Source organism: Xanthomonas sp. NCPPB 3174, assembly GCF_056725205.1.
The window spans coordinates 4,298,951-4,323,285 of the sequence record NZ_CM161517.1; the positions used below are offsets into that span (position 1 = coordinate 4,298,951).

Consider the following 24,335-nt stretch of genomic DNA (forward strand, 5'->3'; position numbering starts at 1 on the left):
CCCCGGCCGCTGCGGCACGGGGCGTTGCCTGGGAGCGGAAGCGCGCGAGCCGCCGGCTGCACCGCCACAACGCCTGGAACAGCTGGAACCGCGGTTCCTGCGACGTCGGATTGCGGTGCGCGCCACTGCGTCATCGGCTCGAACTCCTCCGTTGGCACCAGGCGGCGGGAGTGCCGCCTGGACTACCGACCCTACGCCTCCCTACCGTCGCGGACAAGAGAAGCAGGCCCGCTTTGCCGCATTCAGTTGCTCGGCGCTCAGGCCCAGGGAAAAACCCCGTTAAACGCCCGGGCGCAGGGCACGACGCACTTAGGGCGCGATCACAACTTCGGCCGAACGGGCCTTGGTCGACGCCCCCTTCTTGCCGACCGCCTGCATCCGGTTGGCGGGCACGCCGCCGCTGACCAGCGCCGCGCGCAAGGCGTCGGCGCGCTTCTGGGCCACGCCGGCGTCGGTGTCGTAGGCCTCGATCCGCACCTTGCCCTTGCTGATCTGCAGGTATTGCGACAGGGCCTTGGCCTGGTTCGTGGCGTCGCCCGAGAGCGCCGCCTTGCCGGCGCCGAAAGCCGCGCCGGAGAAGGTGAAGACCTCCCCGCGGGTCTCGAAGCGCGAGGCCGGCAGCTTGGTGCCGGCGACCAGTTCGGCCTCCTCGCGCGCCAGCTTGGCCGCCTTCTGCTGCGCGGCGCTGAGCTTGGCGGTCTGCTGTCCGGCCACGCTGGCCAGGGCCGCATCGGCGTCCGCGCGCGCCGCCTGCTCGGCCTCGGCGGCCTGGCGCAGGTTCTCGGCCTCCTCGGCCTGGATCTGCGCCTGCACGCGCAGGCGCTCGGCTTCCTGACGGGCCCGCGCGGCCTCGCGGCGGCTGGCCTCGATCAACAGGTCGCTGCGGGTCTTTTCCAACTGGTCGACCTGGCGCCGGGCGATTTCGGCGCGGGCCATGGTCTCGGCGATCTCGACCCGGCGCTCGGCCAGGTAGCGCGCCTCGTCGCGCTCCTTGCGCTTGGCGTTGGCGAAGTTGGCCACCGCCTGCTGCGCCTGCAGGCGTTCGTAGGCGGCGACATCGGCGTTCAGCGGATCGGCCTGCAGTGCCACCAGGCGCTGGTTGAGTACAGCCAGTTCCGGGTCGTCGGCGGCCATCGCACCCAGCGGCGCCAGCAGCAACGCCAGCAGGGCCAGGCGGCGCATTCCGTGCAGAGCGCGGCTCATGGACGGCCCTCCCCGGTGCCCAGGGTCTGTTGCAGCTGGGCCACCTCGGCCTGGCGTTGCTTCAGTTGCGCATTGGCCACCGCCTCCTCGCTGCGCGCGCGCGCCAGGTCGGCATCGGCGGCCACGCGCAGCGCCAGCTGCGGCGCGGTCTTGCGCTGGCGGCGGTCGAGTTCGGCCTGCTGCGCCTGCTCCAGGCCCTGGCGGGCGCTGGCCAGCAGGTCCGGCGCGTACTGGTCGGCATCGGCCTGGATCGCACGCTGCACCGCCTGCTGCGCGGCCAACAACTCCGGCGAGGCCACCTGGGCGAACGCGGCCGGCGCGGCGAACAACGCCAATGCGCAGGCCATCACATACTGCTGACAACGGAAGTGTGCGAAGCTAGTTTTCATCTAGGGGGGCCGTGGACGGAGACGTCGATCACGGCCATTGTCGGAAGCCTGTGGCGCGCTTGCAACGGGCGATTGCGGATTGTTGGGGAACCATTGCGCATGGATATCGGCTATTTCCTGAAGCTGATGACCGAAAAGAACGCCTCGGACATGTTCCTGACCACAGGAGCACCGGTCTATATCAAGATCGAAGGCAAGCTGTACCCGCTCGGCGCCACCGGCCTGCCGCCGGGCATGGTCAAGAAGATCGCCTATTCGTTGATGGACGAGGGCCAGGTGCCGCAGTTCGAGCGGGAGCTGGAATTGAACATGGCCATCGCCCTGCAGGACGCCGGGCGCTTCCGCGTCAACGTGTTCAAGCAGCGCGGCGAGGTCGGCATGGTGATCCGCGCGATCCGCAGCAAGATCCCCAGCATCGAGGAACTGCACCTGCCGCAGGTGCTCAAGGACGTGATCATGACCCCGCGCGGGCTGGTCCTGGTGGTCGGTTCGACCGGCTCGGGCAAGTCCACCTCGCTGGCATCGATGATCGACTACCGCAACAGCACCACCACCGGGCACATCCTCACCATCGAGGACCCGATCGAGTACCTGCACAAGCACAAGCTGTCCATCGTCAACCAGCGCGAGGTCGGCCTGGACACCCACGCCTTCCACAACGCGCTGAAGAACGCGATGCGCGAGGCGCCGGACGTGATCCTGATCGGCGAGATCCTGGACGCGGAGACCATGGAGGCGGCCATCGCCTTCGCCGAGACCGGGCACCTGTGCCTGGCCACCCTGCACTCCAACAATGCCGACCAGACCATCGAGCGCATCCTCAACTTCTTCCCCGAGAGCGCGCACAAGAACGTGCTGATGAACCTGTCGCTGAACCTGCGCGCGGTGATCTCGCAGCGCCTGGTCAAGGACAACACCGGCCGCCGCCGGCCGGCCTCGGAAGTGCTGCTGAACACCCCGATGATCCGCGACCTGCTGCGCCGCGGCCAGGTCCACGAGATCAAGCAGGCGATGGAGGAGTCGCTGGAGGACGGCATGGAGACCTTCGACCAGTGCCTGTTCCGCATGGTCAAGCAGGGCCAGATCGAGCAGGAGGAAGCGCTGCGCGCGGCCGACTCGCGCGACGGCCTGGCGCTGAAGTTCCGCCTGTCCGAAGGCGGCAGCGGCGAACACGACCCCTACGCCGACTACGACAGCGGCCCCAGCGCCGCGCCGCGCATCACCCACGGCTTCGTCTGAGCGCATCGCCGCACGCAATGCGGCGCCTATGCAGGAATAGGCGCGTAGGAGCGGCTTCAGCCGCGACCGGGCGTTCGCAGATGCCTGGTCGCGCCGGTCCCGCAGCGACGGCGGCAACGGCTGACCGGAGAGTCCGTCGGCGGTTGCCGCGGTGCCGCCCTTGCCGGGGGCAAACACCACGTCCAGGCTGCTGCGCGTCGGGACTGAAGTCCCTCCCACAGTGCACCCAGCGAGTTTGCCGCAAGCGCCTGTGGAAGCGACCTCGTAGGAGCGGCTTCAGCCGCGACCGGGCGTTCGCAGACGCCAGTCGCGCTGGTCCCGCAGCGACGGCGGCAACGGCGGACCGGGGATCCAGTGGCGGTCGCCGCGGGGCGGCAGGCATGGCGGCAACTTCGCCGATCGGGCATCACCGGTACATCGGTCGCGGCTGAAGCCGCTCCTACGACACGGCGAATTTCACTGCGCGTCCGGCTGGTGTTCCGGGCGTGCCGCGTCGAACGCCGGCAGGGCCAGGCAGGCGCGCTCGATTCGCTCCAGGGTCGGATACACCTGCAGGTCCACGCCGAAGCGGCGCGCGTTGTACAGCTGCGGCACCAGGCAGCAATCGGCCAGGCCCGGCTGCTCGCCGTGGCAGAAACTGCCGGTATCCGGCGACTCGGCCAGCAACTGCTCCAGCGCGTCGAAGCCGACCTGCATCCAGTGCCGCATCCACTCCTCGCGCTCGGGTTGCGGCACGTTCCAGGCGCTCTCGAAGAACTGCGCCACGCGCAGGTTGTTGAGCGGGTGGATGTCGCAGGCGATCAGTTGCGCCAGGCCGCGCACGCGGGCGCGGTCGATCGGCGCGTCCGGCAGCAGCGGCGGCTCCGGCCAGCGCTCGTCCAGGTACTCCAGGATCGCCAGCGACTGGCGGATCGGCTGGCCGTCGTGGCACAGGGTCGGCACCAGTTCCTGCGGGTTCAGCCGCGCATACTCCGGCGAGTGCTGCTGCCCGCCGTCGCGCACCAGGTGCACCGGCAGCGACTGGTAGGACAGCCCCTTCAACTCCAGCCCGATGCGCACCCGATACGCGGCGCTGGAGCGCCAGTAGGTGTAGAGCTGCAGTGCCTCGTCCATGCCCGCCTCCGTCTGCGCAATCGACAACGATACCGGTGGACACCTGGGCTGCGGCGCCGCCGGTCGCCCCGGCACCGCCGCCGGCCGGGTCAGGGCAGCGGCGCCTGCTCGATGCGCTGCTCGATCGCGCCGAAGATGCTCACTCCGTCACGGTCCAGCATTTCGATCCGCACCACGTCGCCGAAGGACATGTACGGCGTGCTCGGCTTGCCGTCGCGCAGGGTTTCGACGGTGCGCTGCTCGGCGAAGCAGGAGGCGCCGCGCGCGGTGTCCTGGTTGGCGATGGTGCCCGAACCGATCACCGCGCCCGCCGCCAGCGGCCGGGTCTTGGCCGCGTGCGCGACCAGCTGCGCGAAATCGAACTGCATGTCCTCGCCGGCTTCCGGCGCGCCGAACCAGGCGCCGTTGATGTGGGTCAGCAGCGGCAGGTGCACCTTGTTGCCCTGCCAGGCCTCGCCCAGTTCGTCGGGAGTGACGAACACCGGCGACAGCGCCGAACGCGGCTTGGACTGCACGAAGCCGAAGCCCTTGGCCAGTTCCGGCGGGATCAGGTTGCGCAGCGACACGTCGTTGACCAGGCCGATGAGCTGGATGTGCGCGGCGGCCTGCGCCGGCGTCACCGCCATCGGCACGTCGTCGGTGACCACCACGATCTCGGCCTCCAGGTCGATGCCGTAGTCCTCGCTGACCACCTTGACCGCATCGCGCGGGCCGCAGAAGCCGGCGCTGACCGCCTGGTACATCAGCGGGTCGGTGTAGAAGCTCTCCGGCACCTCGGCGCCGCGCGCGCGGCGCACGCGCTCCACGTGCGGCAGATAGGCGCTGCCATCGAGGAACTCGTAGGCGCGCGGCAGCGGCGCGGCCAGCGCCGCCATGTCCAGGTCGAACTGGCCGTCGGCGCTGCCGTCGTTGAGCGACTCGGACAGGGCGTTCAGGCGCGGGGCGAGGTTGCTCCAGTCCTCCAGCGCGCGCTGCAGGGTCGGCGCGATGCCGGTGGCGCGCACTGCGCGGGTCAGATCACGGGACACGACGATCAGGGTGCCGTCGCGACCGCCTTCCTTCAGGGAACCTAGCTTCATGTCCGTCCAGTGCTGGGGGCTGAGCGGGCGATTGTACGGCCAGACGGCGGCTTGGTTTCAACTGAAACGGACCCGCATTTTGTGCAGCGCGCCAATTCAGGTACACTGCCCCGGTCTGCATGCGGCCGTCCGTTTCCCTCAGGGACCGCCGGCGAGGCCAGGATCGCAACGATCCGACTCGCCCGCCCCGCCCGACGCCTTTCGTGGTGCCGACGAACCCCAGCCTCGCGCTGCGGGTTGATCCACCCTCTCGCAGCGCGGTTCACGGGAACGCTCCGAGCCTCACCTACTTGCGCCTGCGCGCCGGGTCCGTCCCGGCGTCGGCGCGTTATCCGGAGCATTCTCATGTCGTTCGAATCCCTGGGCCTTGCGCCCTTCCTGCTGCGCGCGCTGGCCGAGCAGGGCTACGAAACCCCCACCCCGATCCAGGCGCAGGCCATTCCCGTCGCCCTGGAAGGCCATGACCTGATGGCCGGTGCGCAGACCGGCACCGGCAAGACCGCCGCGTTCGGCCTGCCGCTGCTGCAGCACCTGGGCACCTCGCCGCAGACCGTGGGCGCCGGCCCGCGCAAGCCGCGCGCCCTGGTGCTGACCCCGACCCGCGAACTGGCCACCCAGGTCCACGACAGCCTGCGCGGCTACAGCAAGTACCTGCGCATCCCCAGCGCCACCATCTACGGCGGCGTGGGCATGGGCAACCAGCTCGACGCGCTGCGCCGTGGCGTGGACCTGCTGATCGCCTGCCCGGGCCGCCTGCTCGACCACCTCGAGCGCCGCAGCGTGGACCTGTCCGGCATCGAGATCCTGGTGCTGGACGAGGCCGACCGCATGCTCGACATGGGCTTCCTGCCGTCGATCAAGCGCATCCTCGCCAAGCTGCCGCGGCAGAACCGCCAGACCCTGCTGTTCTCGGCCACCTTCGAGGAAGGCATCAAGCAGCTGGCCCGCGAGTTCATGCGCGACCCGCAGGAAATCCAGGCGACCCCGAGCAACACCGTGGCCGACACCATCGCCCACCGCGTGCATCCGGTGGACGGCGCGCGCAAGCGCGAACTGCTGCTGCACCTGCTGGCCGCCGACTCGCGCAAGCAGACCCTGGTGTTCGCCCGCACCAAGCATGGCGCCGACAAGCTGACCACGTTCCTGGACAAGTCCGGGATCAAGGCCGCGGCGATCCACGGCAACAAGAGCCAGGGCCAGCGCCTGCGCGCGCTCGGCGACTTCAAGGCCGGCCGCATCACCGTACTGGTGGCCACCGACATCGCCGCGCGCGGCATCGACATCGACCAGTTGCCCAAGGTCATCAACTACGACCTGCCGATGGTCGCCGAGGACTACGTGCACCGTATCGGCCGTACCGGCCGCAACGGCGCGCAGGGCGAGGCGGTGTCGCTGGTGGCGCAGGACGAGGCCAAGCTGCTGCGCGCGATCGCACGCCTGCTCAAGCGCGACATGGACATCCGCGACGTGCCCGGTTTCGAGCCGGTCACGCCGATCCGCTGGGGCAACAACAATCCGCCGGACGAGCGGCCCGGCGGCCAGCGTCCGCCGCGCCGCGGCAGCCACGCTCGCCGCGGCCACGGCGATGCACCGGCGCACGCGCATGCGCACGCCGGCAGCAAGAAGCCCGGCGGCAACCACGCCGACGGCGCGCGCCGTCAGGGCCAGGGTCGCCGCCACGGCAACGGCGGCAACCGTCCTGCCGCGCCGCGCTGAGCCATCCGCGGCCGCGCGCGTAGCACACACCCAGGCCGCCCTTCGGGGCGGCTTTTTTTGTCCACCCACCCGGCCTCGCACGCCTGTCGCCTGCTAACTCAGCACAACGCCATGGTCGCTGCCTGCACCCGGCACCGCGCCTTGCCGCTCCACCCCTGACCGTACAATGCCGCCCATGGATATCTTCAAAGTCTTCACCCTCGAAGCCGCGCACCGCCTGCCCAACGTGCCGCCCGGCCACAAGTGCGCGCGCCTGCACGGGCATTCGTTCCGCATCGAGCTGCACGTCAGCGGCGAACCCGGCGCCGAGAGCGGCTGGGTCATGGATTTCGGCGATATCAAGGCGGCGTTCCGCCCGCTCTACGACCAACTCGACCACCACTACCTCAACGACATCGACGGGCTGGACAACCCGACCAGCGAACGCCTGGCGGTGTGGATCTGGGAGCGACTCAAGCCGGCGCTGCCGCTGCTGAGCGAGGTGGTGGTGCACGAGACCTGCACGTCTGGGTGCCGGTATCGCGGGCCGGGTTGAAGAAGGCCGGGAATGGGAATGGGGATTCGGGAATCGTAAGGGCGGCGGCGCGACGACCGAGGGCCTGCGTGCCGGCCCGCCTGTTCCTTGTCGCGCGCAGTTGGCGTCCGCCGGAGGCGCGGAGGCGATCGGCAAGCGCCGGCAGAATTGCGTCAAGCCATTGATCAGAAAAGCAGTTTGAACGAATCCTGAGCGACTTCAGAAAATTTTGTTGCATCGCAGCAGAATGGGCGTATGTTGCACCGCAACAGCAGTCGGCATTCCAACGGAGTTGCATGATGTCCGCTCAATTCAACGACCAGTTCAGCAGCTACACCCAGCAGTTCGCCGCTGCCGCGGCGCGTGCCAACCGCCTGGCGCTGGAGAGCGCCGAGAGCGTGTTCGGCGTGCAGTTGAAGACCTTCGAGAAGAACGTGTCGGCCACCACCGGCTTCCTCGGCGAACTGACCGAGGCGCGCGACCTGGGCACCGTGCAGGCGCTGTGGCCGAAGGGCCTGCAGATCGCCCGCGACAACTTCGAGCGGCTGGCCACGGCCAACCAGGAAGTGTTCGGCCTGGGCCTGAAGACCTCCGAGGCCATCGGCCAGCTCGCCAAGCACCAGTTCGAGGCGGCGACCGAACAGGCCGCGCCCAAGGCCAAGCCCGCCGCGAAGTAACACCCGATTCGACGTCGCTGCGGTCCGCCGCCCGACGCACCCTCGGTCTGCATGGGTCCCTCCCCCCGTGCAACCCCCAGGCCCGGTAGATCCCTCCCTCTACCGGGCCTTTTTTTGTGGGTGGGATTTGGGATTGGGGATTCGGGATTGGTTGATCCCTTGCGCTTCGGCATCCCTGATTTCCTTTTGGGGCTGCAGCACTGGCGCTTCATTGGTTGGGGCCGTCGGGACTGAAGTCCCTCCAACACAACCCGCCCGGTGTCGATCAGCCCGGCGACATGCCCGCCCACGGCTGCAACTGCGCTGCCAACTGCTCGGCCTGCGGTTGCGGCCGGTACGGCAACCGCCCCCAGCACGGCATCGGCAGGCGCGCGCGCAGCATCGCCATGTTGTCGTCGATGCGCTCCATCGCCGGGTCGATCTCGTTGCCGATCCAGCCAATGCACTGCAGGCCGTCGGCGGCGATCGCCGCGGCGCTGAGCCGGGCGTGGTTGAGGCAGCCCAGGCGCAGGCCGACCACCAGCACCACCGGCAGCCGCAGCGCCCGCGCCAGATCGGCCTGGTCCAGCGTCGCCGACAGCGGCGCCGCCCAGCCACCCACGCCTTCCACCACCACCACGTCGGCCTGCGCGCGCAGGCGGTCGAACGCGGCCGCGATCGGCGCCAGCTCCATCTGCACGCCGGCATCGGCGGCGGCCAGTTCCGGCGCCAGCGGCAGCGGCAGCGCGTACGGATTGAGATCGTCATAGCGCGGGCGTGGCGTGCTGGCCTCCTGCAGGGCCAGTGCGTCCTCATTGCGCCAGCCCTCGGCCTCGCGCGTGCAGCCGCTGGCCACCGGCTTCATGCCCACCGCGCGCTGGCCGCGCGCGCGCAGGGCATGCAGCAGCGCAGTGCTGGCGATGGTCTTGCCGATGCCGGTATCGGTGCCGGTGACGTAGAAGGCGGGAACAGCCATGCGAACGAAACCCTGTCGGTTGGCCGGCGGGACGCGCGGCGGCGCGCAGGATAGCCGGGCCCGCCGCGCGCGTCAGCCGCCGCGGTGCCGGCGGACGCAGCGCGCTGCTAGACTCGCGCGATGTTCGCCTCGTCCTCGCTCACCGGCAGCAAGCCGGAACAGTACGCCCAGTTGCTCGACCAGGCCCGCGCCCTGGTCGCCGGGGAGCCCGACCGCATCGCCAATGCCGCCAATCTGGCGGCGCTGGTGTACCACGCGCTGCCGCGGCTGAACTGGGTGGGTTTCTACCTCTACGACGGCAAGGAACTGGTGGTCGGGCCGTTCCAGGGCCTGCCGGCCTGCGTGCGCATTCCGCTGCACAAGGGCGTGTGCGGTGCGGCCGCCAGCAGCGGCCAGACCCAGCGCATCGACGACGTGGAGGCGTTTCCCGGGCACATCGCCTGCGATGCGGCCTCGCGTTCGGAACTGGTGGTGCCGCTGCTGCGCGACGGCGCGCTGGTCGGCGTGTTCGACCTGGACAGCCCCGACCTGGCCCGGTTCGACGCCGACGATCAGCGCGGCCTGGAAGCGATCGCCCAGGTCTTCGTCGACAGCCTGCGATGAGCACCACCAAGCTGCGCAACATCGGCCCCAAGAGCGCGGCGTGGCTGCGCCAGGTCGGCGTGCGCACGCAGCAGGACCTGGAGGCGGCCGGTGCGGTCGGCGCCTTCGTCAAGGTCAAGCGCGCCGGCTTCAAGCCCAGCCTCAACCTGCTGTACTCGCTGGAAGGCGCGCTCAGCGGCTGCCACTGGCAGGAACTGTCCGAGGCGCGGCGCGCGCAGTTGCTGGGCGACCTGGAAACCGCGACGGCGGCGCTGCCGGCGCAGCGCGGCCTGCCGGTCGCCGGGCCGGTGGCGACCACCCACTTCGACCGCGACGACACGCACGGCGACGATGACGCCGACGGCGCCTACGCGCAGGACACGCACGACACGCCGGTGGGCGACCGCCACGGCGACGACGACGGCCACGGCGCCCACGCCGACTGAGCCGCGCGGGCAGCGGCGATCGCGTACAATCGCGCCGCTTCAAGGTGACCCGCCGGCTCCGGCCAGCGGGTTGAAACGGGAAGCCGGTGCGTCTTGCGACAAGGCCGGCGCTGCCCCCGCAACGGTAAGCGATCCGCGCTGACGACCTGCGCCACTGTGCCCTGGGCATGGGAAGGCGTCGCAGCCGGGAGGTCCGCCTCCCTGATCGCCAGCCCGGAGACCGGCCTTGCAGTTCACTGGTTGCGATGCGGAGGGCGTCGCGGCGTGCCGCGCCGTGTCCGGCGCCGTCCGCTTGCACCTTCCGTTCGCGGCTCCCTTGCCGTCACAGCGCGCAGCCGCGCGCCGGAGTTGCCACCCATGTCGTCCCGCCTGCTTTCGGTCGCGATCGCGTCCGCCCTGTCCCTGCCCGCGCTGGCCCACGCCGCCGATGCCGCCACCGACCTCGACCAGGTCCTGGTCACCGCCACCCGCACCCAGATTTCCGTGGAGGACAGCGTGGTGCCGGCGCAGGTCATCGACCGCGCCGAGATCGAGCGCAGCCAGGCCACGTCGCTGGCGCAGTTGCTGCAGGGCCGCGCCGGCATCGGCGTCTCCAACCAGGGCGGCCTGGGCAAGCTGACCACGCTGAACCTGCGCGGCAGCGAATCGGACCACGTGCTGGTGCTGGTGGACGGCGTGCGCATCGGCTCGGCCAGCGCCGGCCTGGCCGCGTTCCAGGACCTGCCGCTGAGCCAGATCGAGCGCATCGAGATCGTGCGCGGGCCGCGGTCGAGCCTGTACGGCTCCGACGCGATCGGCGGCGTCATCCAGATCTTCACCCGCCGCGGCGGCCAGGGCTTCCAGCAGAACCTGAGCCTGGGCGGCGGCAACCATGGCCTGCGCGAGGCCGGCGCCGGCTTCAGCAACCGCGGCGAGCGCGGCTGGCTGGCCGTGCAGGGCGGCTACCAGAAGACCGACGGCATCAATGCCTGCAACGGCTCGGCCACGCTGTTCGCCGGCTGCTTCGTCGACCAGCCCGACCGCGACGGCTACCGCAACGTCTCGCTGAGCGCGCGCGGCGGCTACGCGCTGACCGACACGCTGCGCGTCGAAGGCCAGGCGCTTAACATCGACAGCCGCAACGAGTACGACGGCGATCCGCTGTTCGCCGGCAACGAGGCCGACAACACCCAGCAGGTGTTCAGCGGCAAGCTCGACTGGACGCCCTCCGATCGCCTGCACCTGGCCGCGCAACTGGGCCGCAACGTCGACGACGCCGACAGCTACTACCGTGCGCCGGGCGCGCGCACGCGCAGCTTCGTCAGCACCTTCGACAGCCGCCGCGACACCGCCGCGCTGCAGGGCGACATCACCCTGGCCGAAGGCCACCTGCTCAGCGTCGGCAGCGACTGGCAGCGCGAGCACGTCACCAGCACCACCGCCTTCGACGTCGACAGCCGCGACAACACCGGCGTGTTCGCCGAGTACCAGGGCCGCTTCGGCGCGCAGCAGGTGCAGGCCAGCGTGCGCAGCGACGACAACGAACAGTTCGGCGAGCACACCACCGGCAGCCTCGGCTGGGGCCTGTCGCTGGCGCATGGCCTCAAGCTCACCGCCAGCGTCGGCACCGGCTTCAAGGCGCCGACCTTCAACGACCTGTACTACCCGTTCGCCGGCAATCCGGCGTTGAAGCCGGAACGCTCCAAGAGCGGCAACCTCGGCATTGCGCAGTACGCCGACAGCTGGAACTGGACCTTCAACGCCTACGAGACCCGGGTCAAGGACCTGATCTCCTACGACGCGGTCAGCTTCCTGCCGGTCAACGTGGACGAGGCACGCATCCGCGGCGCCGAACTGACCGGCTATGCGCTGCTGGCCGGCTGGGAACTGTCGGCGCAGCTGAGCCACACCGATCCGCGCAACCGCAGCGACGGCGACAACCGCGACAACTGGCTGGCGCGCCGCGCGCAGAACACCGCGCGCCTGGACGTGGACCGCGGCATCGGCCCGGTCAAGCTCGGCGTCACCGTGTTCGGCAGCGGCCACCGCTTCGACGACGCGGCCAACCGCGTGCGCCTGGCCGGCTACGGCACCGTCGACCTGCGCGCGGAATACGCCTTCACCCCGGACTGGACACTGCAGGCCAAGGCCAGCAACGTGTTCGATCGCGACTACCAGACGGTGAACTGGTACAACCAGCCGGGCCGCGAATACGCGCTGACCCTGCGTTACGCGCCAGCGGCGCGCTGAGCCGGCGCCCCGCGCTGCGCCAGCCGGCGTGGCGCGGGGCAACGGCGCGGCCACAACACGCGTCTTTTTTGTAGGAGCGGCTTCAGCCGCGATGGGCTTTCCGGGAAGCCCGTCGCGGCTGAAGCAGCTCCTACGAAAGGCGGCATGTGCGACCACACCGCATGTAGATGCGCGCATTCGCAAAGCAGGCATGCGCGACGCATCGCGCAATTGGTCGCTCGCGATAAGGGCCGCTGGCTGCCGAACGCAAACAGCCGCCCTCGTGCTCATGCATCGCGGCACCACCTGACAGTGCGATGCGCGCTACGCGCCCGGCCCCTCACCCCAACCCCTCTCCCGGGGGGAGAGGGGCGTCCTGCGTCATGCGCTGCAGGCGCGGCTTCAGCCGCGACGGGCTTTCTCGGGAACGCCCGTCGCGGCTGAAGCCGCTCCTACAAGCGCATCCCGATCGTTGCGCTAGTCCTCGGTGCTTGCCGCAGTCGTATCAACGCAGCTGCAGCAGCTCGCGCAGATCGTCCATCAGCAGCACCACGTCGGCCGTGGCCAGATCCAGGTCGCGCGGATAGCCGTAGCGCACCAGCGCCACCGGCATGCCGGCGGCGTGCCCGGCCTGCAGGTCGGTCCCCGAATCGCCGACCATCAGACAGCGCGCCGGCGGCTGCGCGAACTGCTGCGCCAGGTGCAGCAACGGCACCGGGCTGGGCTTGCGCTCGGGCAGGCTGTCGCCGCCCAGGACCGCGGAAAACAGCTCGGCCACGCCCAGATGCTGCAGCAGCGGTGGCACCATCGCCGCCGGCTTGTTGGTGCACAGCGCCAGCGTCACGCCTTCCGCGTGCAGGTGCGTCAGCGCGTCCGCCGCCCCCGGATACAGCCGCGGACTGCGCAACAGGCACTCGGCGTAGTGGCGCATGAAGGTCGGCATCACCGCATCGATCGGCGTGGTATCCCCGGCATGCCGCCAGGCGGCCTCGACCAGCTTGCGCACGCCCTCGCCGATCCAGCCGAGCACGGTCGCCTCCGGCACCCGCGGCAGGCCGAAGTCGACCAGGGTGCGGTTCAGCGCCTCGGCGATGTCGGCGCCGCTGTCGACCAGGGTGCCGTCGAGGTCGAACACCACCACTGCATACGGAAACGTCATGTCGTGCCAGGACAGGGAAGAAGTGTGCATTGTAGGTGGCGCACGGCCGGTATGCGGTCGCGACAAGGCCGATCAGCATGGCCAGACGATGAAGTCCGTGCTCCAATCCTTGCACGCACATGTGGGAGGGACTTCAGTCCCGACACGGGATGGGCAAAGGCCACGTTCCCGGTTCGCTCGCGTATCCCCTGGCGTTTAATCCACGCACGGCGAGGATGCGGCTGCCAACTTGGCATCCTCAACGACGACAACCCGCTTCAATCCACGTACGAGGCAGAACATGCTTACAGCCTCCGCGCGTGACCACCTCAACCGAACAAGCGCCCCTGCGCCTGTGCGGGTGTGGGTTCGTGAAAGCCGGACAGGCCCACGCCGACCAGGCGGTAGCGGGTGGACGCCGGCAGGTCCACGCGCGCGCGCAGCGCCAGGGCGATGTCGATCAAGGTCTGCAGCGACTCCGGCGGCTGCTCGGGAGTAAAGCTGCGGGTGAGGATGCGGAACTGCGCGGTCTTCAGCTTCAGCACCACCGTGCGCGCGATGCGCTCGGTGCGGCGGGTGGCGTTCCAGGTCTTCTCCGCCAGTTGCCGGATCGCCGGCTCCAGCGCGTCCAGCGCCAGGTCTTCGGCGAAGGTGTCCTCGGAGGAGATCGACTGCACCGGCTGGTCCGACTCCACCGGGCGTTCGTCGATGCCGCGCGCGCGTTGATACAGGCGCAGGCCGAAGCTGCCGAAGCGCGCTTCCAGTTCGGCCTCGCTGCGCGCGCGCAGGTCGCCGACGGTGGCGATGCCCAGTTCCGCCAGCTTGCCCTCCATCACCTTGCCCACGCCGGGCACTTTGTTCACCGGCAACGGGGTCAGGAAGGCTTCCACGCGATGCGGGCGGATCACGAACTGGCCATCGGGCTTGCGCCAGTCCGAGGCGATCTTGGCCAGGAACTTGTTCGGCGCGATCCCGGCCGAGGCGGTCAGTTCGGTTTCGGCGCGGATCTGCGCACGGATGGTCTGGGCGATCTCGGTGGCGGTGCGCAATTCGCCCTTTGGCTCGGTGACGTCCAGGTAGGCCTCGTCCAGCGACAGCGGCTCGATCAGGTCGGTGTGACGCTGGAAGATCTCGCGCACCTGCCGCGACACCGCCTTGTAGCGGGCGAAATCCGGCGGCACGAAGATCGCGTCCGGGCACAGCCGCTCGGCGCGCAGCGCCGGCATCGCCGAGCGCACGCCGAACACCCGCGCCTCGTAGGAGGCGGCGCACACCACCGAGCGCATGCCGCGCCAGGCCACCACCACCGGCTTGCCGCGCAGCGCGGGATCGTCACGCTGCTCCACGGACGCGTAGAACGCATCCATGTCGACGTGAATGATCTTGCGCATCGACCCCCTACCCTACGCCTGCGAACGGTGTGCGCATGATAAGCCTGGCACTGCGCACGGACTGAGAATGCGCGCCTTGATCCGGCGCAGTGTGCGCGCCGTCGCCGCTGCCGACACTACGCGTGCGTACGGATAAAACGTTTGATTGAACGCGCAAGGCTCATGCACTCTTGCGCGCCTCGACTGTCTGGCCTGGGAATGTTCCGTTCATGAGTCGTCTGTCTTCCTATTCGCGCGAGCAATTGCTCGCCAGCGCACGCGGCGAGTTGTTCGGCGCCAACGCCGGGCGCCTGCCCAACGATCCGATGCTGATGTTCGACCGCATCGTCGCCATCGACGAGACCGGCGGCGCGCACGGCAAGGGCGTGATCCGCGCCGAGCTGGATATCCGCCCGGACCTGTGGTTCTTCGGCTGCCATTTCATCGGCGATCCGGTGATGCCCGGCTGCCTGGGCCTGGATGCGATGTGGCAGCTGACCGGCTTCTTCCTGACCTGGCTGGGCGCGCCCGGCCGCGGGCGTGCGCTGGGCGTGGGCGAAGTGAAGTTCACCGGGCAGGTGCTGCCGAGCGCCAAGCAGGTGGTGTACGAGATCGACATCAGCCGGGTGATCAACCGCAAGCTGGTCATGGCGGTGGCCGATGGCCGCATGTCGGTGGATGGGCGCGAGATCTATACCGCCAAGGACATGCGCGTGGGCCTGTTCACGTCGACGGAGGCGTTCTGATGCGGCGCGTGGTCATTACCGGAATGGGCATCACGTCGTGCCTGGGCAACGATCTGGACAGCGTGGCGCGCGCATTGCGCGAAGGTCAGTCCGGCATCCGCCACAACCCGCAGGCGGTGGAAGCCGGCCTGCGCAGCCAGGTCGGCGGCGATGTGCAACTGGACCTGGACGCGGCGATCGACCGCAAGCTCAAGCGCTTCATGGGCGATGCCTCGGCCTACGCCTACCTGGCGCTGCGCGATGCGCTGGCCGATGCCGGCCTGGACGAGGCGGCGATCAGCGACCCGCGGATCGGCCTGATCGCCGGCTCCGGCGGCGGCTCCAGCCACTGGCAGGTGGAAGCGGCGGACCTGCTGCGCAACCGCGGCGTGCGCAAGGTCGGCCCGTACATGGTGCCGCGCACGATGTGTTCGGCGGTCTCGGCCAGCCTGGCCACCGCGTTCAAGATCAAGGGCGTGAGCTACTCGCTGTCGGCCGCCTGCGCGACCTCGGCGCACTGCATCGGCGCAGCGGCGGACCTGATCCGCCATGGTCAGCAGGACGTGATGTTCGCCGGTGGCGGCGAAGAGCTGGACTGGACCATGAGCCTGATGTTCGACGCCATGGGCGCGCTGTCCACCGGCTTCAACGACACGCCGGCGGTGGCCTCGCGGCCCTACGACGCCGCGCGCGACGGCTTCGTCATCGCCGGCGGCGGCGGCATGCTGGTGCTGGAGGACTACGACCATGCGGTGGCGCGCGGCGCGCGCATCCATGCCGAACTGGTCGGCTACGGCGTGACCTCCGACGGCGCCGACATGGTCGCCCCGTCCGGCGAAGGTGCGGTGCGCTGCATGCGCATGGCGCTGCAGGGCGTGGACGCGCCGATCGACTATCTCAACACCCACGGCACCTCGACGCCGCTGGGCGATGTCACCGAGCTGGATGCGGTGCGCGCGGTGTTCGGCGATGCGGTGCCGCCGCTGTCCTCGACCAAGGCGCTGTCCGGGCATTCGCTGGGCGCGGCCAGCGTGCACGAGGCGATCTACTGCCTGCTGATGCTGCGCGACGGCTTCATCGCCGGCTCGGCCAACATCGACACGCTGGATCCGCGCGCCGAGGGCTTCCCGATCGTGCGCGAAAGCCGCGATGCGGACTTGCGCACGGTGATGTCCAACAGCTTCGGCTTCGGCGGCACCAACGCCGCGCTGGTGTTCGCCAAGCCCTGAGCGGGGCTACGCGCGCACGCTGCCGGCACCGGCAGCGTGCCGCGCCTCAACGCTCCAGCTGCCTGACGTCGCGACGCCCGGTGTCGTCGTCCTTGTGCGCTTCCGGCTTGGCCGGTGGCGCTGAAGGCGGAGGCGGCGGCGGAGGTGGTGGCGGTGGAGGTGGCGGCGAACTCGGCTTCGGCGGATGCCGCTCGACCCACTGGATCGTCGCCGGCGACGGCGGCCACGCCGGCGATGCCGACGGCGCGGACGCAGGGGGCGACACCGGCTGCAGTCCCATCGATTCGCGCTGGCGGCGGTCGCTGTCCTGGCGTTGCAACTCCTTCGCCAATTCCTTGTTGTAGCGGGGATTGAGCGCGTCCGGCGGCGGGATCCGATGCATCCGCTCGCCGGGCGGCGTCCATGCCGGCGTGGCGCTCACGGCCTCGGAGGCAGACGCCGCTGGTGGCGGCGCCCGCCATTGCGGCGCCAACTGCCGCTGCAACGGGGCCGGAATCTGCGCCGGGCCGGCCGCGGCCGTTGCGCTTTCCAGCGGCCGATAGCGCGCGCGTTCACGCGCCCACGGCTGACCGCGATAGTGCGTGTCCCAATAGCGATCCAGCGCAAAGCCGACGGTGGGCACGCCGGGTGCGATGCCCTGTTCCTGTGCACTGAAATCGATCGCGCCGGCCGGCAGCCAGCCGCGTTTTTCGCGCCAACTGACATCGCACCAGGCCCAGTCGCGGGTGCAGCCATGCACCCGCAGCGCGTCGTCGGTGACCGGCATGGCCACCCGCGGATACTCCGGCGCCGGGCCGGCACGCAGGCTGGCGCCGATGCGCACGGTGCCACTGCCGTCCTGCGCCAGCGCCAGCGCCGGCGCGGCCATGCTCAACAGCAACGGCGTCCACCACCCTGCTCGCTTCATGCGGCCCTCCTTGTGCGGTGCGGCGGTTTCCTGCGCCGCGATCACGGCGGCGAAGATCGCCGTGCCGCGGCGTCCTGTTCTAGCACGGAGGAGCCGGGATTGGGGATTGGGGATTGGGGATTGGGGGCGGTAGCGTGCTGGGCGGAGCCAACGCATTGGCAAGCGATTTTCTGCGGGAGCGGCTCTTGTCCCCTTTTGTGGGATCGGCCGCGACGGGCGTTACCGGTAATGCTCCGTCGCGGCTGAAGCCGCTCCTACAACAAAGCCAGAAGCGCTGGAAATGCCTTGCACTCGCGAAAAATCACATCCCCAATCCCGAATCACAAATCCCCGCTTATCCCGCCATGCCGCTGTGCCGCAGCAGCGCTTCCAGCTCCGGCGCACGGCCGCGGAAGGCGGTGAAGTTCTCCAGCGCCGGGCGGCTGCCGCCGCGCGAGAGGATCTCGCGCAGAAAGCGCGCGCCAGTGTCCGCCAACTGATCCGGCGCTTCCTCGAATGCGGCATACGCGTCGGCGCTGAGCACCTCGGCCCACTTGTAGCTGTAGTAGCCGGCCGCATAGCCGCCGGCGAAGATGTGGTTGAACTGGTGCGGGAAGCGATTCCAGGCCGGCGGACGGTTCACCGCCACGGCGTCGCGCACGCGCTCAAGCAACTGCAGCACGCTGTCGGACTGCGCATCGAAGCTGTGGTGCAACTGCATGTCGAACAGCGCGAACTCGAGTTGGCGCACGGTGAACATGCCGCTCTGGTAGTTCTTCGCCGCCAGCATCTTGTCGAACAGCGCGCGCGGCAGCGGCTCGCCGCTGTCCACGTGCGCGGTCATCGCCTGCAGGCGCGGCCATTCCCAGCAGAAGTTCTCCATGAACTGGCTGGGCAGTTCCACCGCGTCCCATTCCACGCCGTTGATGCCGGCCACGCCCAGTTCGCCGACTTGGGTCAGCAATTGGTGCAATCCATGGCCCATCTCGTGGAACAGGGTGGTGACCTCGTTGTGGGTGAAGGTGGCCGGCTTGCCGTCGCTGCCGCGGCCGAAGTTGCACACCAGGTACACCAGCGGGGTCTGCACGCCGTCGGCGCGTTCGCGGCGGTTGCGGCAGTCGTCCATCCAGGCGCCGCCGCGCTTGCCTTCGCGCGCGTACAGGTCCAGATAGAACTGCCCGACCAGGCGCCCCTGCCCGTCGCTGAGGCGGAAGAAGCGCACGTCCGGATGCCACACTGGCGCGCTGTCGGCCTCCACGCGCAAGCCGTACAGGTCGTGGATCAGCCCAAACAGGCCGTCCAGCACCTTGGGCTCGGTGAAGTAGCGCTTCACCTCCTGCTCGGAGAAGCTGTAGCGCGCCTGCTTCAGTTTTTCGCTGACGTAGGCCAGATCCCAGGCTTCCAGCGTGTCCAGGCCCAGGTGCTCGCGCGCGAACTGCTCCAACTCGGCGCGATCGCGCTGCGCGTAGGGCTTGGCGCGTGCGGCCAGGTCGTGCAGGAACTCCAGCACCTGTGCCGGATCCTGCGCCATCTTCGTCGCCAGCGAATACTCGGCGTAGCTGGCGAAGCCGAGCAGGGCCGCCAGTTCGTGACGCAGGGCGAGGATGCGGCCGATCGCCGCGCTGTTGTCCAGCGCCGCATCGCCGAACTCCGAGGCGCGGATCGCGTTGGCGCGGTACAGCGTCTCGCGCAGGGCGCGGTCTTCGGCGTACATCTGCACCGGCAGGTAGCAGGGCATCTGCAGGGTCAGCTTCCAGCCTTCCTGGCCGTCGCGTTCGGCCGCCGCACGCGCAGCGGCGATGCTGTCCTCGGGCAGGCCGGCCAGGCGCGCCGGGTCGTCGATCAGCAGCGACCACGCGTCGGTGGCGTCGAGCACGTTCTGCGAGAACTTGGCCGACAGCGCCGACAGCTCTTCCTGGATCGCGGCGAAGCGCTGCTTGTCGGCCTCGCCCAGTTCGGCGCCGCCCAGGCGGAAATCGCGCAGCGCGTTGTCCAGCACCTTGCGCTGCGCCGGCGTCAGCGTGGCCGCCTCCGGCGATTGCGCCAGCGTGCGGTACTGCGCGAACAGCGCCAGGTTCTGCCCCAGCGCGCTGGAGAAGCGCGTCACCTTGGGCAGGTTGGCGTTGTAGGCCTCGCGCAGCGCCGGCGTGTTGACCACCGCCTGCAGGTGGCTCACCTGGCCCCAGGCCCGCCACAGGCGCTCGGTGGCATCGTCCAGCGGCGCCACGAAGCTGTCCCAGCGCACCGGCGCCACCGTCTCGGCGGCGGCCACGGCGGCCTCGGCCTGCGCCAGCAGCGTGTCGATCGCCGGGCCGATGTGCTCGGGCTGGATCGCGTCGAAGCGCGGCAGGCCGGAAAAATCGAGCAGTGGATTGGTCATCGCGGAACTCTCGGTAGCGGAGGAAGGACCGGCGCGGCCGGCCATGAACGACAGATGGCGGTCAGTCCAGCGCGGCACAAGGCAGCGGCGGCAGGCCAGCACCGGCCACCGCCGCGGCCAGCTGCGCATCGGCCTGCTCCACGTCGATGCCCTGCTCGGCGTACCACTGCGGCCGGTAGTAGCTGTGCACGTAACGCTCGCCGCTGTCGCACAGGATGGTGACGATGGCGCCGCTGCGGCCTTGCGCGCGCATGCGCGTGGCCGCCTGCAGCACGCCGACGAAGTTGGTGCCGGTGGAGCCGCCCACGCGCCGGCCCAGGCGCGCGCTGACGTAGCGCATCGCCGCCAGGCTCAGCGCGTCGGGCACCTTGACCATCGCATCGACGCAGCTGGGGATGAAGCTCGGCTCCACCCGCGGCCGGCCGATGCCTTCGATGCGCGAGCCGCCGGTGCTTTCCAGGCCGGCATAGTCGCGCCCGGCCAGCGCCTCGCGGTAACCGTCGAAGAACAGCGACACTTCCGGATCCGCGCACAGGATGCGGGTGGGATGGCGCCGGTAGCGCACGTAGCGGCCGAGCGTGGCCGCGGTGCCGCCGGTGCCGGGGCTGCACACGATCCACGCCGGGATCGGATGCGGCTCCTCCTGCATCTGCCGGAAGATCGACTCGGCGATGTTGTTGTTGGCGCGCCAGTCGGTGGCGCGCTCGGCGTACAGGAACTGGTCCATGAAGTGGCCGCCGGTCTCGCGCGCCAGTTGCACCGAATCGGCGTGCAGGTCGCAGGCGCGCCCGACCAGGTGGCAGCGCCCGCCCTGGAACTCGATCGCGGCGATCTTCTCCGGCGAGGTGGTGGCCGGGATCACGGCGATGAACGGCAGCCCCAGCAGGCGCGCGAAATACGCCTCGGACACCGCGGTGGAGCCGCTGGAAGCCTCGATCACCGGGCGCCCCTCGCGCAGCCAGCCATTGGCCAGCGCGTACAGGAACAGCGAACGTGCCAGGCGGTGCTTGAGGCTGCCGGTGGGATGGCTGGACTCGTCCTTGAAGTACAGGTCGATGCCGGGGAAACCGGGCAGGTCCAACGGGATCAGGTGGGTATCGGCCGAGCGGTTGAAGTCGGCTTCGATCTTCTGGATGGCGGCGGCCACCCAAGCGCGATGGGTCATGGCGGTGCGGGAGCGGAGAAACCGCGCCCACGATACACGCCCGGCCACGCGCCCGGGCCATGCGCGGCAGCGGCCGCCACGGCCGCGTTCACCCTGAAAGACGCGGCGCCGGGGCGGCGCTCAGCCGGCGACCACGCTGAAGCCGGCGTCGGCGATCGCCTGCTCCAGCGCGGCCACGTCGATGCGCGCCGGGTCGTAGTCGATGCCGACGCGCCCGCCTTCCAGCACCACCGTGCTGGCGGTCACGCCCGGGCAGGCGTCCAGCACCCGCTGCAGCCGCGCGCTGCAGCCGCCGCAGGTCATGCCGTGGACCAGAAGATCGAGATGGTGCATGTCAGGCTCCAGGGTCAAGAAGTCGAATCCGCACTCATTGCGGGCGCCAGCGGTTCAGCAGCAAGGCATTGCCCAGCACCGAGACCGAACTCAGCGCCATCGCCGCGCCGGCGATCACCGGATTGAGCAGGCCGAACGCGGCCAGCGGGATGCCCAGGCCGTTGAAGACGAAGGCAAAGAACAGGTTCTGGCGGATCTTGCGCACGGTCGCCGCGGACAGGTCGATGGCGGCGGCGACGCCGGCCAGGTCGCCGTGCATCAGCACCACGTCGGCCGCCTCGATGGCGATGTCCGAGCCGCTGCCGATGGCGAAGCTGACGTCGGCCGCGGCCAGCGCCGGGGCATCGTTGATGCCGTCGCCGACCATGCCCACGTGTGCGCCCGGCACGGCCTGCAGCCGGCGCACGTGCTCGGCCTTGTCCTGCGGCAGCACCTCGGCCTGCACCTGCTTGATGCCGAGCCGCACGGCCACCGCCTGCGCCGCGTGGCGGTTGTCGCCGCTGAGCATGGTCACCGCGATCCCGCGCGCCTGCAGCAACGCCACCGCCTCGGCGGCATCCTCGCGCAGCGGATCGGCGATGGCGATGTAGCCGGTCACCGCGCCGTCCACCGCCACCCCGACCACGCTGTGGCCCTGCGCCTGCGCCGCCTCGGCCTGGCGGCGCAGCGCCGGGTCGGCCGGCGCTGCGACCAGCCCGTCGAGCCATGCCAGCGCGCCCAGTGCCACCTCGCGCCCGTCGACGCGGCCGCGCACGCCCTGCCCCGGCAGCGTCTGCACCGCCTCGGCCAATGGCGCCGGCACGGCCGCGCGCACCCCCAACTCGGCGGCGCGTTGCACGATGGCGCGCGCCAGCGGATGCGCCGACCCGGTCTCGAGCGCCGCGGCCAGGCGCAGCAGCGGCGCGGTCTCGGCCGCGTCGGCGACCAGCACCGCCGTCACCTGCGGCTGGCCCAGGGTCAGCGTGCCGGTCTTGTCGACCACCAGCGCGGTCAGCGCGCGGGCGCGTTCCAGCACCTCGGCGTCGCGGATCAGGATGCCGGCGCGCGCGCCGACACCGGTGCCGACCATGATCGCGGTCGGCGTGGCCAGGCCCAGCGCGCACGGACAGGCGATCACCAGCACCGCCACCGCGTGCACCAGCGCCTCGGCGAAGCTGCCGCCCAGCGCCCAGGTCGCGCCCAGGGTGACCGCGGCGATGGCCAGCACCGCCGGCACGAACACCGCGGCGATACGGTCGACCAGGCGCTGAATCGGCGCGCGCGAGCCTTGCGCGGCATCGACCATGCGCACGATCTGCGCCAGCAGGGTGTCCGCGCCGACCCCGGTGGCGCGTGCGCGCAGCAGGCCGAGCTGGTTGACCGTGGCCGCATGCAGGCGGCTGCCCGGCGCCTTGGCCACCGGCATGGCCTCGCCGGAGAGCATCGCCTCGTCCACGCTGGAGTGGCCCTCGAGCACCTCGCCGTCCACCGGCACGCGCTCGCCGGCGGCGACCACGAACACGTCGCCGACCGCCAGTTCCGCCGCGTCCACCTCCACGATGGCGCCATCGCGCTCGACCCGCGCGGTGGTCGGCGCCAGGTCGAGCAGCGCGCGCACCGCCGCGGTGGTGCGGCGCTTGGCGCGGGCCTCGAGCAGGCGCCCAAGCAGCACCAGGGTGATGACGCTGGTGCTGGCCTCGAAGTACACGTGCTGGCCGTGCAGGCCGGCCACGGTGACCACGGCGCTGTACAGATAGGCCATGCCGGTGCCCAGCGCGACCAGCACGTCCATGTTGGCGCTGCCGTTGCGCAGTGCGCGGTAGCCGGCGCGATAGAAGCGCGCGCCGATCCAGCACTGCACCGGCGTCGCCAGCAACAGCTGCAGCCAGCGCGGCAGCGGTTCGACGTGCGCGCCGCGCAGGGCGTCGCCATCCAGCATGCCGAGCATCTGCCCCCAGAACGGCAGCGTCAGCAGCACCGCCGCGGCGAACAGGCCCAGCTCGCGTCGCCAGGCGCGCCGTTCGCTGCGCTCGCGCTCGGCCAGCTGCGCCGGGTCCATGGCCTCGACGACGCGCGCGCCGAATCCGGCGCGGGCGATCCGCGCGACCAGGTCCGCGGGCGCGACCGCACCAGGCACGATCTCCACCCGCGCCTCGGCCGAGGCCAGGTTGGCGTGGCCGGCGAGCACGCCCGGGGTCTTCGCCAGCACCGCATCGATGGACGCCAGGCAGGACGCACAGTGCAGACCGCTGAGTTCCAGGGTCACAGTCTGGGTCGGCACCGAATAGCCGGCCTGCTGGATGCGCTGCAGCAGCGTCGGCAGCTCCACCTGCTGCGGGTCGTAGTCCACCTGCACGCGCGCGCCGGCGTAGCTGGCCTGCGCCGCCACGCCGGGCAGACGCGTGAGCGCTTTTTCCACGCCCGCCGCGCAGGCGGCGCAGGTCATGCCCTGCACCGGCAGCGTCAGCGACGCGGTGGCCCGGTCCGCGCTCATCGCGACGGCTCGTCAGCGGCATCGCCGCGGATGTCGCCCAAAATCGGGCAGGCGTCCGGCGCGCCTTGGCCGGGGCACTCCTCGACCAGGGCCGCCAGGGTGTCGCGCATCTCGGTCAGTTCGGCGATGCGCCGATCCAGCGCCTGCAGGCGCGCGCTGGCGCGCTGCTTGATGCCCTCCACGCCATGCACGCGATCGTCCTGCAACGCCAGCAACTCGCCGATCTCCTCCAGCGAAAAGCCTAGTTCCTTGGCGCGGCGGATGAAGCGCACCCGCTGCACCGCCGCGACGTCGTACTCGCGGTAGCCGGAGGCACGGCGCGGGGCGGGCGGCAGCAGGCCCTGGCGTTCGTAGTAGCGCACGGTGTCGATGGCGACGTCGGCCTGGCGGGCGAGCGCGCCGATGGTGAAGCGGGCGGTGGCGGGATCGGATCGCATGCGCACACCCTACTCCCTGGACCCGGGTCCAGAGTCAAGCCTTGCCGCGTGGCGGTCGCTTGCCGCGCGCGCCGGCTT

22 protein-coding genes and 1 riboswitch are annotated in these 24,335 nt (G+C 70.4%); of the genes, 9 read left to right on the forward strand and 13 right to left on the reverse strand.

The genetic code is table 11. The features are described from left to right. Window positions 1–309 precede the first annotated feature (309 nt). Window positions 310–1,182 carry an OmpA family protein gene (locus AC1PK7_RS18465; RefSeq protein ID WP_371183539.1) on the reverse strand — a complete coding sequence of 291 codons (873 nt, stop codon included), beginning with the start codon at window positions 1,180–1,182 and terminating at the stop codon, window positions 310–312. Between the two features lie 17 nt (window positions 1,183–1,199). Beyond that, a complete protein-coding gene (locus AC1PK7_RS18470; protein WP_010340230.1) occupies window positions 1,200–1,592 on the reverse strand; it encodes a DUF4398 domain-containing protein in 393 nt (130 codons plus the stop codon). A 99-nt stretch (window positions 1,593–1,691) separates the two neighbouring features. Here AC1PK7_RS18470 and AC1PK7_RS18475 point away from each other — a divergent pair, with 99 nt between their 5' ends. Further along, window positions 1,692–2,831, forward strand: coding sequence for a PilT/PilU family type 4a pilus ATPase (locus AC1PK7_RS18475; RefSeq protein ID WP_209247609.1), 1,140 nt, complete (start codon window positions 1,692–1,694; stop codon window positions 2,829–2,831). Window positions 2,832–3,287: 456 nt separating this feature from the next. Here the strand turns inward: AC1PK7_RS18475 and maiA are convergent, their stop codons facing one another. Next, window positions 3,288–3,944, reverse strand: coding sequence for a maleylacetoacetate isomerase (gene maiA / locus AC1PK7_RS18480; protein WP_481099075.1), 657 nt, complete (start codon window positions 3,942–3,944; stop codon window positions 3,288–3,290). Between the two features lie 89 nt (window positions 3,945–4,033). Then, window positions 4,034–5,023, reverse strand: coding sequence for a fumarylacetoacetate hydrolase family protein (locus AC1PK7_RS18485; RefSeq protein ID WP_481099076.1), 990 nt, complete (start codon window positions 5,021–5,023; stop codon window positions 4,034–4,036). Window positions 5,024–5,368: 345 nt separating this feature from the next. Between AC1PK7_RS18485 and AC1PK7_RS18490 the strand changes: the two genes are divergently transcribed. From AC1PK7_RS18490 to AC1PK7_RS18500, 3 genes are all read left to right on the forward strand, one after another. After that, window positions 5,369–6,739: a DEAD/DEAH box helicase gene (locus AC1PK7_RS18490; protein ID WP_481099077.1), complete on the forward strand. Its 1,371-nt coding sequence runs from the start codon at window positions 5,369–5,371 to the stop codon at window positions 6,737–6,739. 175 nt (window positions 6,740–6,914) lie between these two features. Beyond that, complete coding sequence (queD, locus tag AC1PK7_RS18495) at window positions 6,915–7,274, forward strand: 6-carboxytetrahydropterin synthase QueD (protein WP_019796881.1); 360 nt, start codon at window positions 6,915–6,917, stop codon at window positions 7,272–7,274. 278 nt (window positions 7,275–7,552) lie between these two features. Beyond that, window positions 7,553–7,930 carry a phasin family protein gene (locus AC1PK7_RS18500; RefSeq protein ID WP_010343827.1) on the forward strand — a complete coding sequence of 126 codons (378 nt, stop codon included), beginning with the start codon at window positions 7,553–7,555 and terminating at the stop codon, window positions 7,928–7,930. 265 nt (window positions 7,931–8,195) lie between these two features. On the opposite strand, the gene bioD is transcribed toward AC1PK7_RS18500, so the two are convergent. Further along, window positions 8,196–8,885 (reverse strand): dethiobiotin synthase, encoded by a 690-nt coding sequence (bioD, locus tag AC1PK7_RS18505; protein WP_481099078.1) that lies wholly within the window; start codon window positions 8,883–8,885, stop codon window positions 8,196–8,198. A 120-nt stretch (window positions 8,886–9,005) separates the two neighbouring features. Here bioD and AC1PK7_RS18510 point away from each other — a divergent pair, with 120 nt between their 5' ends. The 3 genes from AC1PK7_RS18510 (at window position 9,006) to btuB (ending at window position 12,142) form a co-directional block, all read left to right on the forward strand. Continuing rightward, on the forward strand, window positions 9,006–9,488 hold the full coding sequence (locus AC1PK7_RS18510) for a GAF domain-containing protein (protein WP_420007996.1): 483 nt from the start codon (window positions 9,006–9,008) through the stop codon (window positions 9,486–9,488). Next, complete coding sequence (locus tag AC1PK7_RS18515) at window positions 9,485–9,913, forward strand: TfoX/Sxy family protein (RefSeq protein ID WP_481099079.1); 429 nt, start codon at window positions 9,485–9,487, stop codon at window positions 9,911–9,913. Before AC1PK7_RS18510 ends, AC1PK7_RS18515 begins: the two co-directional genes overlap by 4 nt. Before the next feature lie 25 nt (window positions 9,914–9,938). Then, a riboswitch (cobalamin riboswitch) is annotated at window positions 9,939–10,156 on the forward strand. Between the two features lie 114 nt (window positions 10,157–10,270). Next, the gene (gene btuB / locus AC1PK7_RS18520; protein ID WP_481099080.1) at window positions 10,271–12,142 is read left to right on the forward strand and encodes a TonB-dependent vitamin B12 receptor; all 1,872 of its coding nucleotides are present in this window, start codon (window positions 10,271–10,273) and stop codon (window positions 12,140–12,142) included. 484 nt (window positions 12,143–12,626) lie between these two features. On the opposite strand, the gene gph is transcribed toward btuB, so the two are convergent. Next, window positions 12,627–13,280 carry a phosphoglycolate phosphatase gene (gph, locus tag AC1PK7_RS18525; RefSeq protein ID WP_481100934.1) on the reverse strand — a complete coding sequence of 218 codons (654 nt, stop codon included), beginning with the start codon at window positions 13,278–13,280 and terminating at the stop codon, window positions 12,627–12,629. A 308-nt stretch (window positions 13,281–13,588) separates the two neighbouring features. Continuing rightward, window positions 13,589–14,650, reverse strand: coding sequence for a DNA polymerase IV (gene dinB / locus AC1PK7_RS18530; RefSeq protein ID WP_481099081.1), 1,062 nt, complete (start codon window positions 14,648–14,650; stop codon window positions 13,589–13,591). A 209-nt stretch (window positions 14,651–14,859) separates the two neighbouring features. On the opposite strand from dinB, the gene fabA reads away from it, so the two are divergent. Further along, window positions 14,860–15,375, forward strand: coding sequence for a 3-hydroxyacyl-[acyl-carrier-protein] dehydratase FabA (gene fabA, locus AC1PK7_RS18535; RefSeq protein WP_010343820.1), 516 nt, complete (start codon window positions 14,860–14,862; stop codon window positions 15,373–15,375). Beyond that, complete coding sequence (gene fabB / locus AC1PK7_RS18540) at window positions 15,375–16,583, forward strand: beta-ketoacyl-ACP synthase I (protein ID WP_481099082.1); 1,209 nt, start codon at window positions 15,375–15,377, stop codon at window positions 16,581–16,583. Before fabA ends, fabB begins: the two co-directional genes overlap by 1 nt. 46 nt (window positions 16,584–16,629) lie before the next feature. Here the strand turns inward: fabB and AC1PK7_RS18545 are convergent, their stop codons facing one another. The 6 genes from AC1PK7_RS18545 to AC1PK7_RS18570 all read right to left on the reverse strand — a co-directional run bounded on the left by AC1PK7_RS18545 (window position 16,630) and on the right by AC1PK7_RS18570 (window position 24,257). Continuing rightward, window positions 16,630–17,490 carry an SH3 domain-containing protein gene (locus tag AC1PK7_RS18545; protein WP_481099083.1) on the reverse strand — a complete coding sequence of 287 codons (861 nt, stop codon included), beginning with the start codon at window positions 17,488–17,490 and terminating at the stop codon, window positions 16,630–16,632. Between the two features lie 334 nt (window positions 17,491–17,824). Further along, the gene (locus tag AC1PK7_RS18550) at window positions 17,825–19,849 is read right to left on the reverse strand and encodes a M3 family metallopeptidase (protein WP_481099084.1); all 2,025 of its coding nucleotides are present in this window, start codon (window positions 19,847–19,849) and stop codon (window positions 17,825–17,827) included. Between the two features lie 61 nt (window positions 19,850–19,910). Further along, window positions 19,911–21,014 carry a PLP-dependent cysteine synthase family protein gene (locus AC1PK7_RS18555; RefSeq protein ID WP_420008005.1) on the reverse strand — a complete coding sequence of 368 codons (1,104 nt, stop codon included), beginning with the start codon at window positions 21,012–21,014 and terminating at the stop codon, window positions 19,911–19,913. A 120-nt stretch (window positions 21,015–21,134) separates the two neighbouring features. Next, window positions 21,135–21,347, reverse strand: coding sequence for a heavy-metal-associated domain-containing protein (locus AC1PK7_RS18560; protein ID WP_209032516.1), 213 nt, complete (start codon window positions 21,345–21,347; stop codon window positions 21,135–21,137). 34 nt (window positions 21,348–21,381) lie between these two features. Continuing rightward, on the reverse strand, window positions 21,382–23,820 hold the full coding sequence (locus AC1PK7_RS18565; protein ID WP_481099085.1) for a heavy metal translocating P-type ATPase: 2,439 nt from the start codon (window positions 23,818–23,820) through the stop codon (window positions 21,382–21,384). Further along, window positions 23,817–24,257 (reverse strand): heavy metal-responsive transcriptional regulator, encoded by a 441-nt coding sequence (locus AC1PK7_RS18570; RefSeq protein ID WP_371183042.1) that lies wholly within the window; start codon window positions 24,255–24,257, stop codon window positions 23,817–23,819. The genes AC1PK7_RS18565 and AC1PK7_RS18570 overlap by 4 nt, the downstream gene beginning before the upstream one ends. Window positions 24,258–24,335: the final 78 nt, after the last annotated feature.

Coding starts and splice junctions, on each gene's coding strand:
- btuB (WP_481099080.1), top strand. CDS start 10,271: ATGTCGTCCCGCCTGCTTTCGGTCGCGATCGCGTCCGCCCTGTCCCTG.
- AC1PK7_RS18470 (WP_010340230.1), bottom strand. CDS start 1,592: ATGAAAACTAGCTTCGCACACTTCCGTTGTCAGCAGTATGTGATGGCC.
- AC1PK7_RS18490 (WP_481099077.1), top strand. CDS start 5,369: ATGTCGTTCGAATCCCTGGGCCTTGCGCCCTTCCTGCTGCGCGCGCTG.
- AC1PK7_RS18475 (WP_209247609.1), top strand. CDS start 1,692: ATGGATATCGGCTATTTCCTGAAGCTGATGACCGAAAAGAACGCCTCG.
- AC1PK7_RS18485 (WP_481099076.1), bottom strand. CDS start 5,023: ATGAAGCTAGGTTCCCTGAAGGAAGGCGGTCGCGACGGCACCCTGATC.
- AC1PK7_RS18565 (WP_481099085.1), bottom strand. CDS start 23,820: ATGAGCGCGGACCGGGCCACCGCGTCGCTGACGCTGCCGGTGCAGGGC.
- AC1PK7_RS18560 (WP_209032516.1), bottom strand. CDS start 21,347: ATGCACCATCTCGATCTTCTGGTCCACGGCATGACCTGCGGCGGCTGC.
- queD (WP_019796881.1), top strand. CDS start 6,915: ATGGATATCTTCAAAGTCTTCACCCTCGAAGCCGCGCACCGCCTGCCC.
- AC1PK7_RS18550 (WP_481099084.1), bottom strand. CDS start 19,849: ATGACCAATCCACTGCTCGATTTTTCCGGCCTGCCGCGCTTCGACGCG.
- AC1PK7_RS18515 (WP_481099079.1), top strand. CDS start 9,485: ATGAGCACCACCAAGCTGCGCAACATCGGCCCCAAGAGCGCGGCGTGG.
- fabB (WP_481099082.1), top strand. CDS start 15,375: ATGCGGCGCGTGGTCATTACCGGAATGGGCATCACGTCGTGCCTGGGC.
- AC1PK7_RS18545 (WP_481099083.1), bottom strand. CDS start 17,490: ATGAAGCGAGCAGGGTGGTGGACGCCGTTGCTGTTGAGCATGGCCGCG.
- fabA (WP_010343820.1), top strand. CDS start 14,860: ATGAGTCGTCTGTCTTCCTATTCGCGCGAGCAATTGCTCGCCAGCGCA.
- dinB (WP_481099081.1), bottom strand. CDS start 14,650: ATGCGCAAGATCATTCACGTCGACATGGATGCGTTCTACGCGTCCGTG.
- AC1PK7_RS18555 (WP_420008005.1), bottom strand. CDS start 21,014: ATGACCCATCGCGCTTGGGTGGCCGCCGCCATCCAGAAGATCGAAGCC.
- AC1PK7_RS18510 (WP_420007996.1), top strand. CDS start 9,006: ATGTTCGCCTCGTCCTCGCTCACCGGCAGCAAGCCGGAACAGTACGCC.
- AC1PK7_RS18500 (WP_010343827.1), top strand. CDS start 7,553: ATGTCCGCTCAATTCAACGACCAGTTCAGCAGCTACACCCAGCAGTTC.
- bioD (WP_481099078.1), bottom strand. CDS start 8,885: ATGGCTGTTCCCGCCTTCTACGTCACCGGCACCGATACCGGCATCGGC.
- AC1PK7_RS18465 (WP_371183539.1), bottom strand. CDS start 1,182: ATGCGCCGCCTGGCCCTGCTGGCGTTGCTGCTGGCGCCGCTGGGTGCG.
- gph (WP_481100934.1), bottom strand. CDS start 13,280: ATGACGTTTCCGTATGCAGTGGTGGTGTTCGACCTCGACGGCACCCTG.
- AC1PK7_RS18570 (WP_371183042.1), bottom strand. CDS start 24,257: ATGCGATCCGATCCCGCCACCGCCCGCTTCACCATCGGCGCGCTCGCC.
- maiA (WP_481099075.1), bottom strand. CDS start 3,944: ATGGACGAGGCACTGCAGCTCTACACCTACTGGCGCTCCAGCGCCGCG.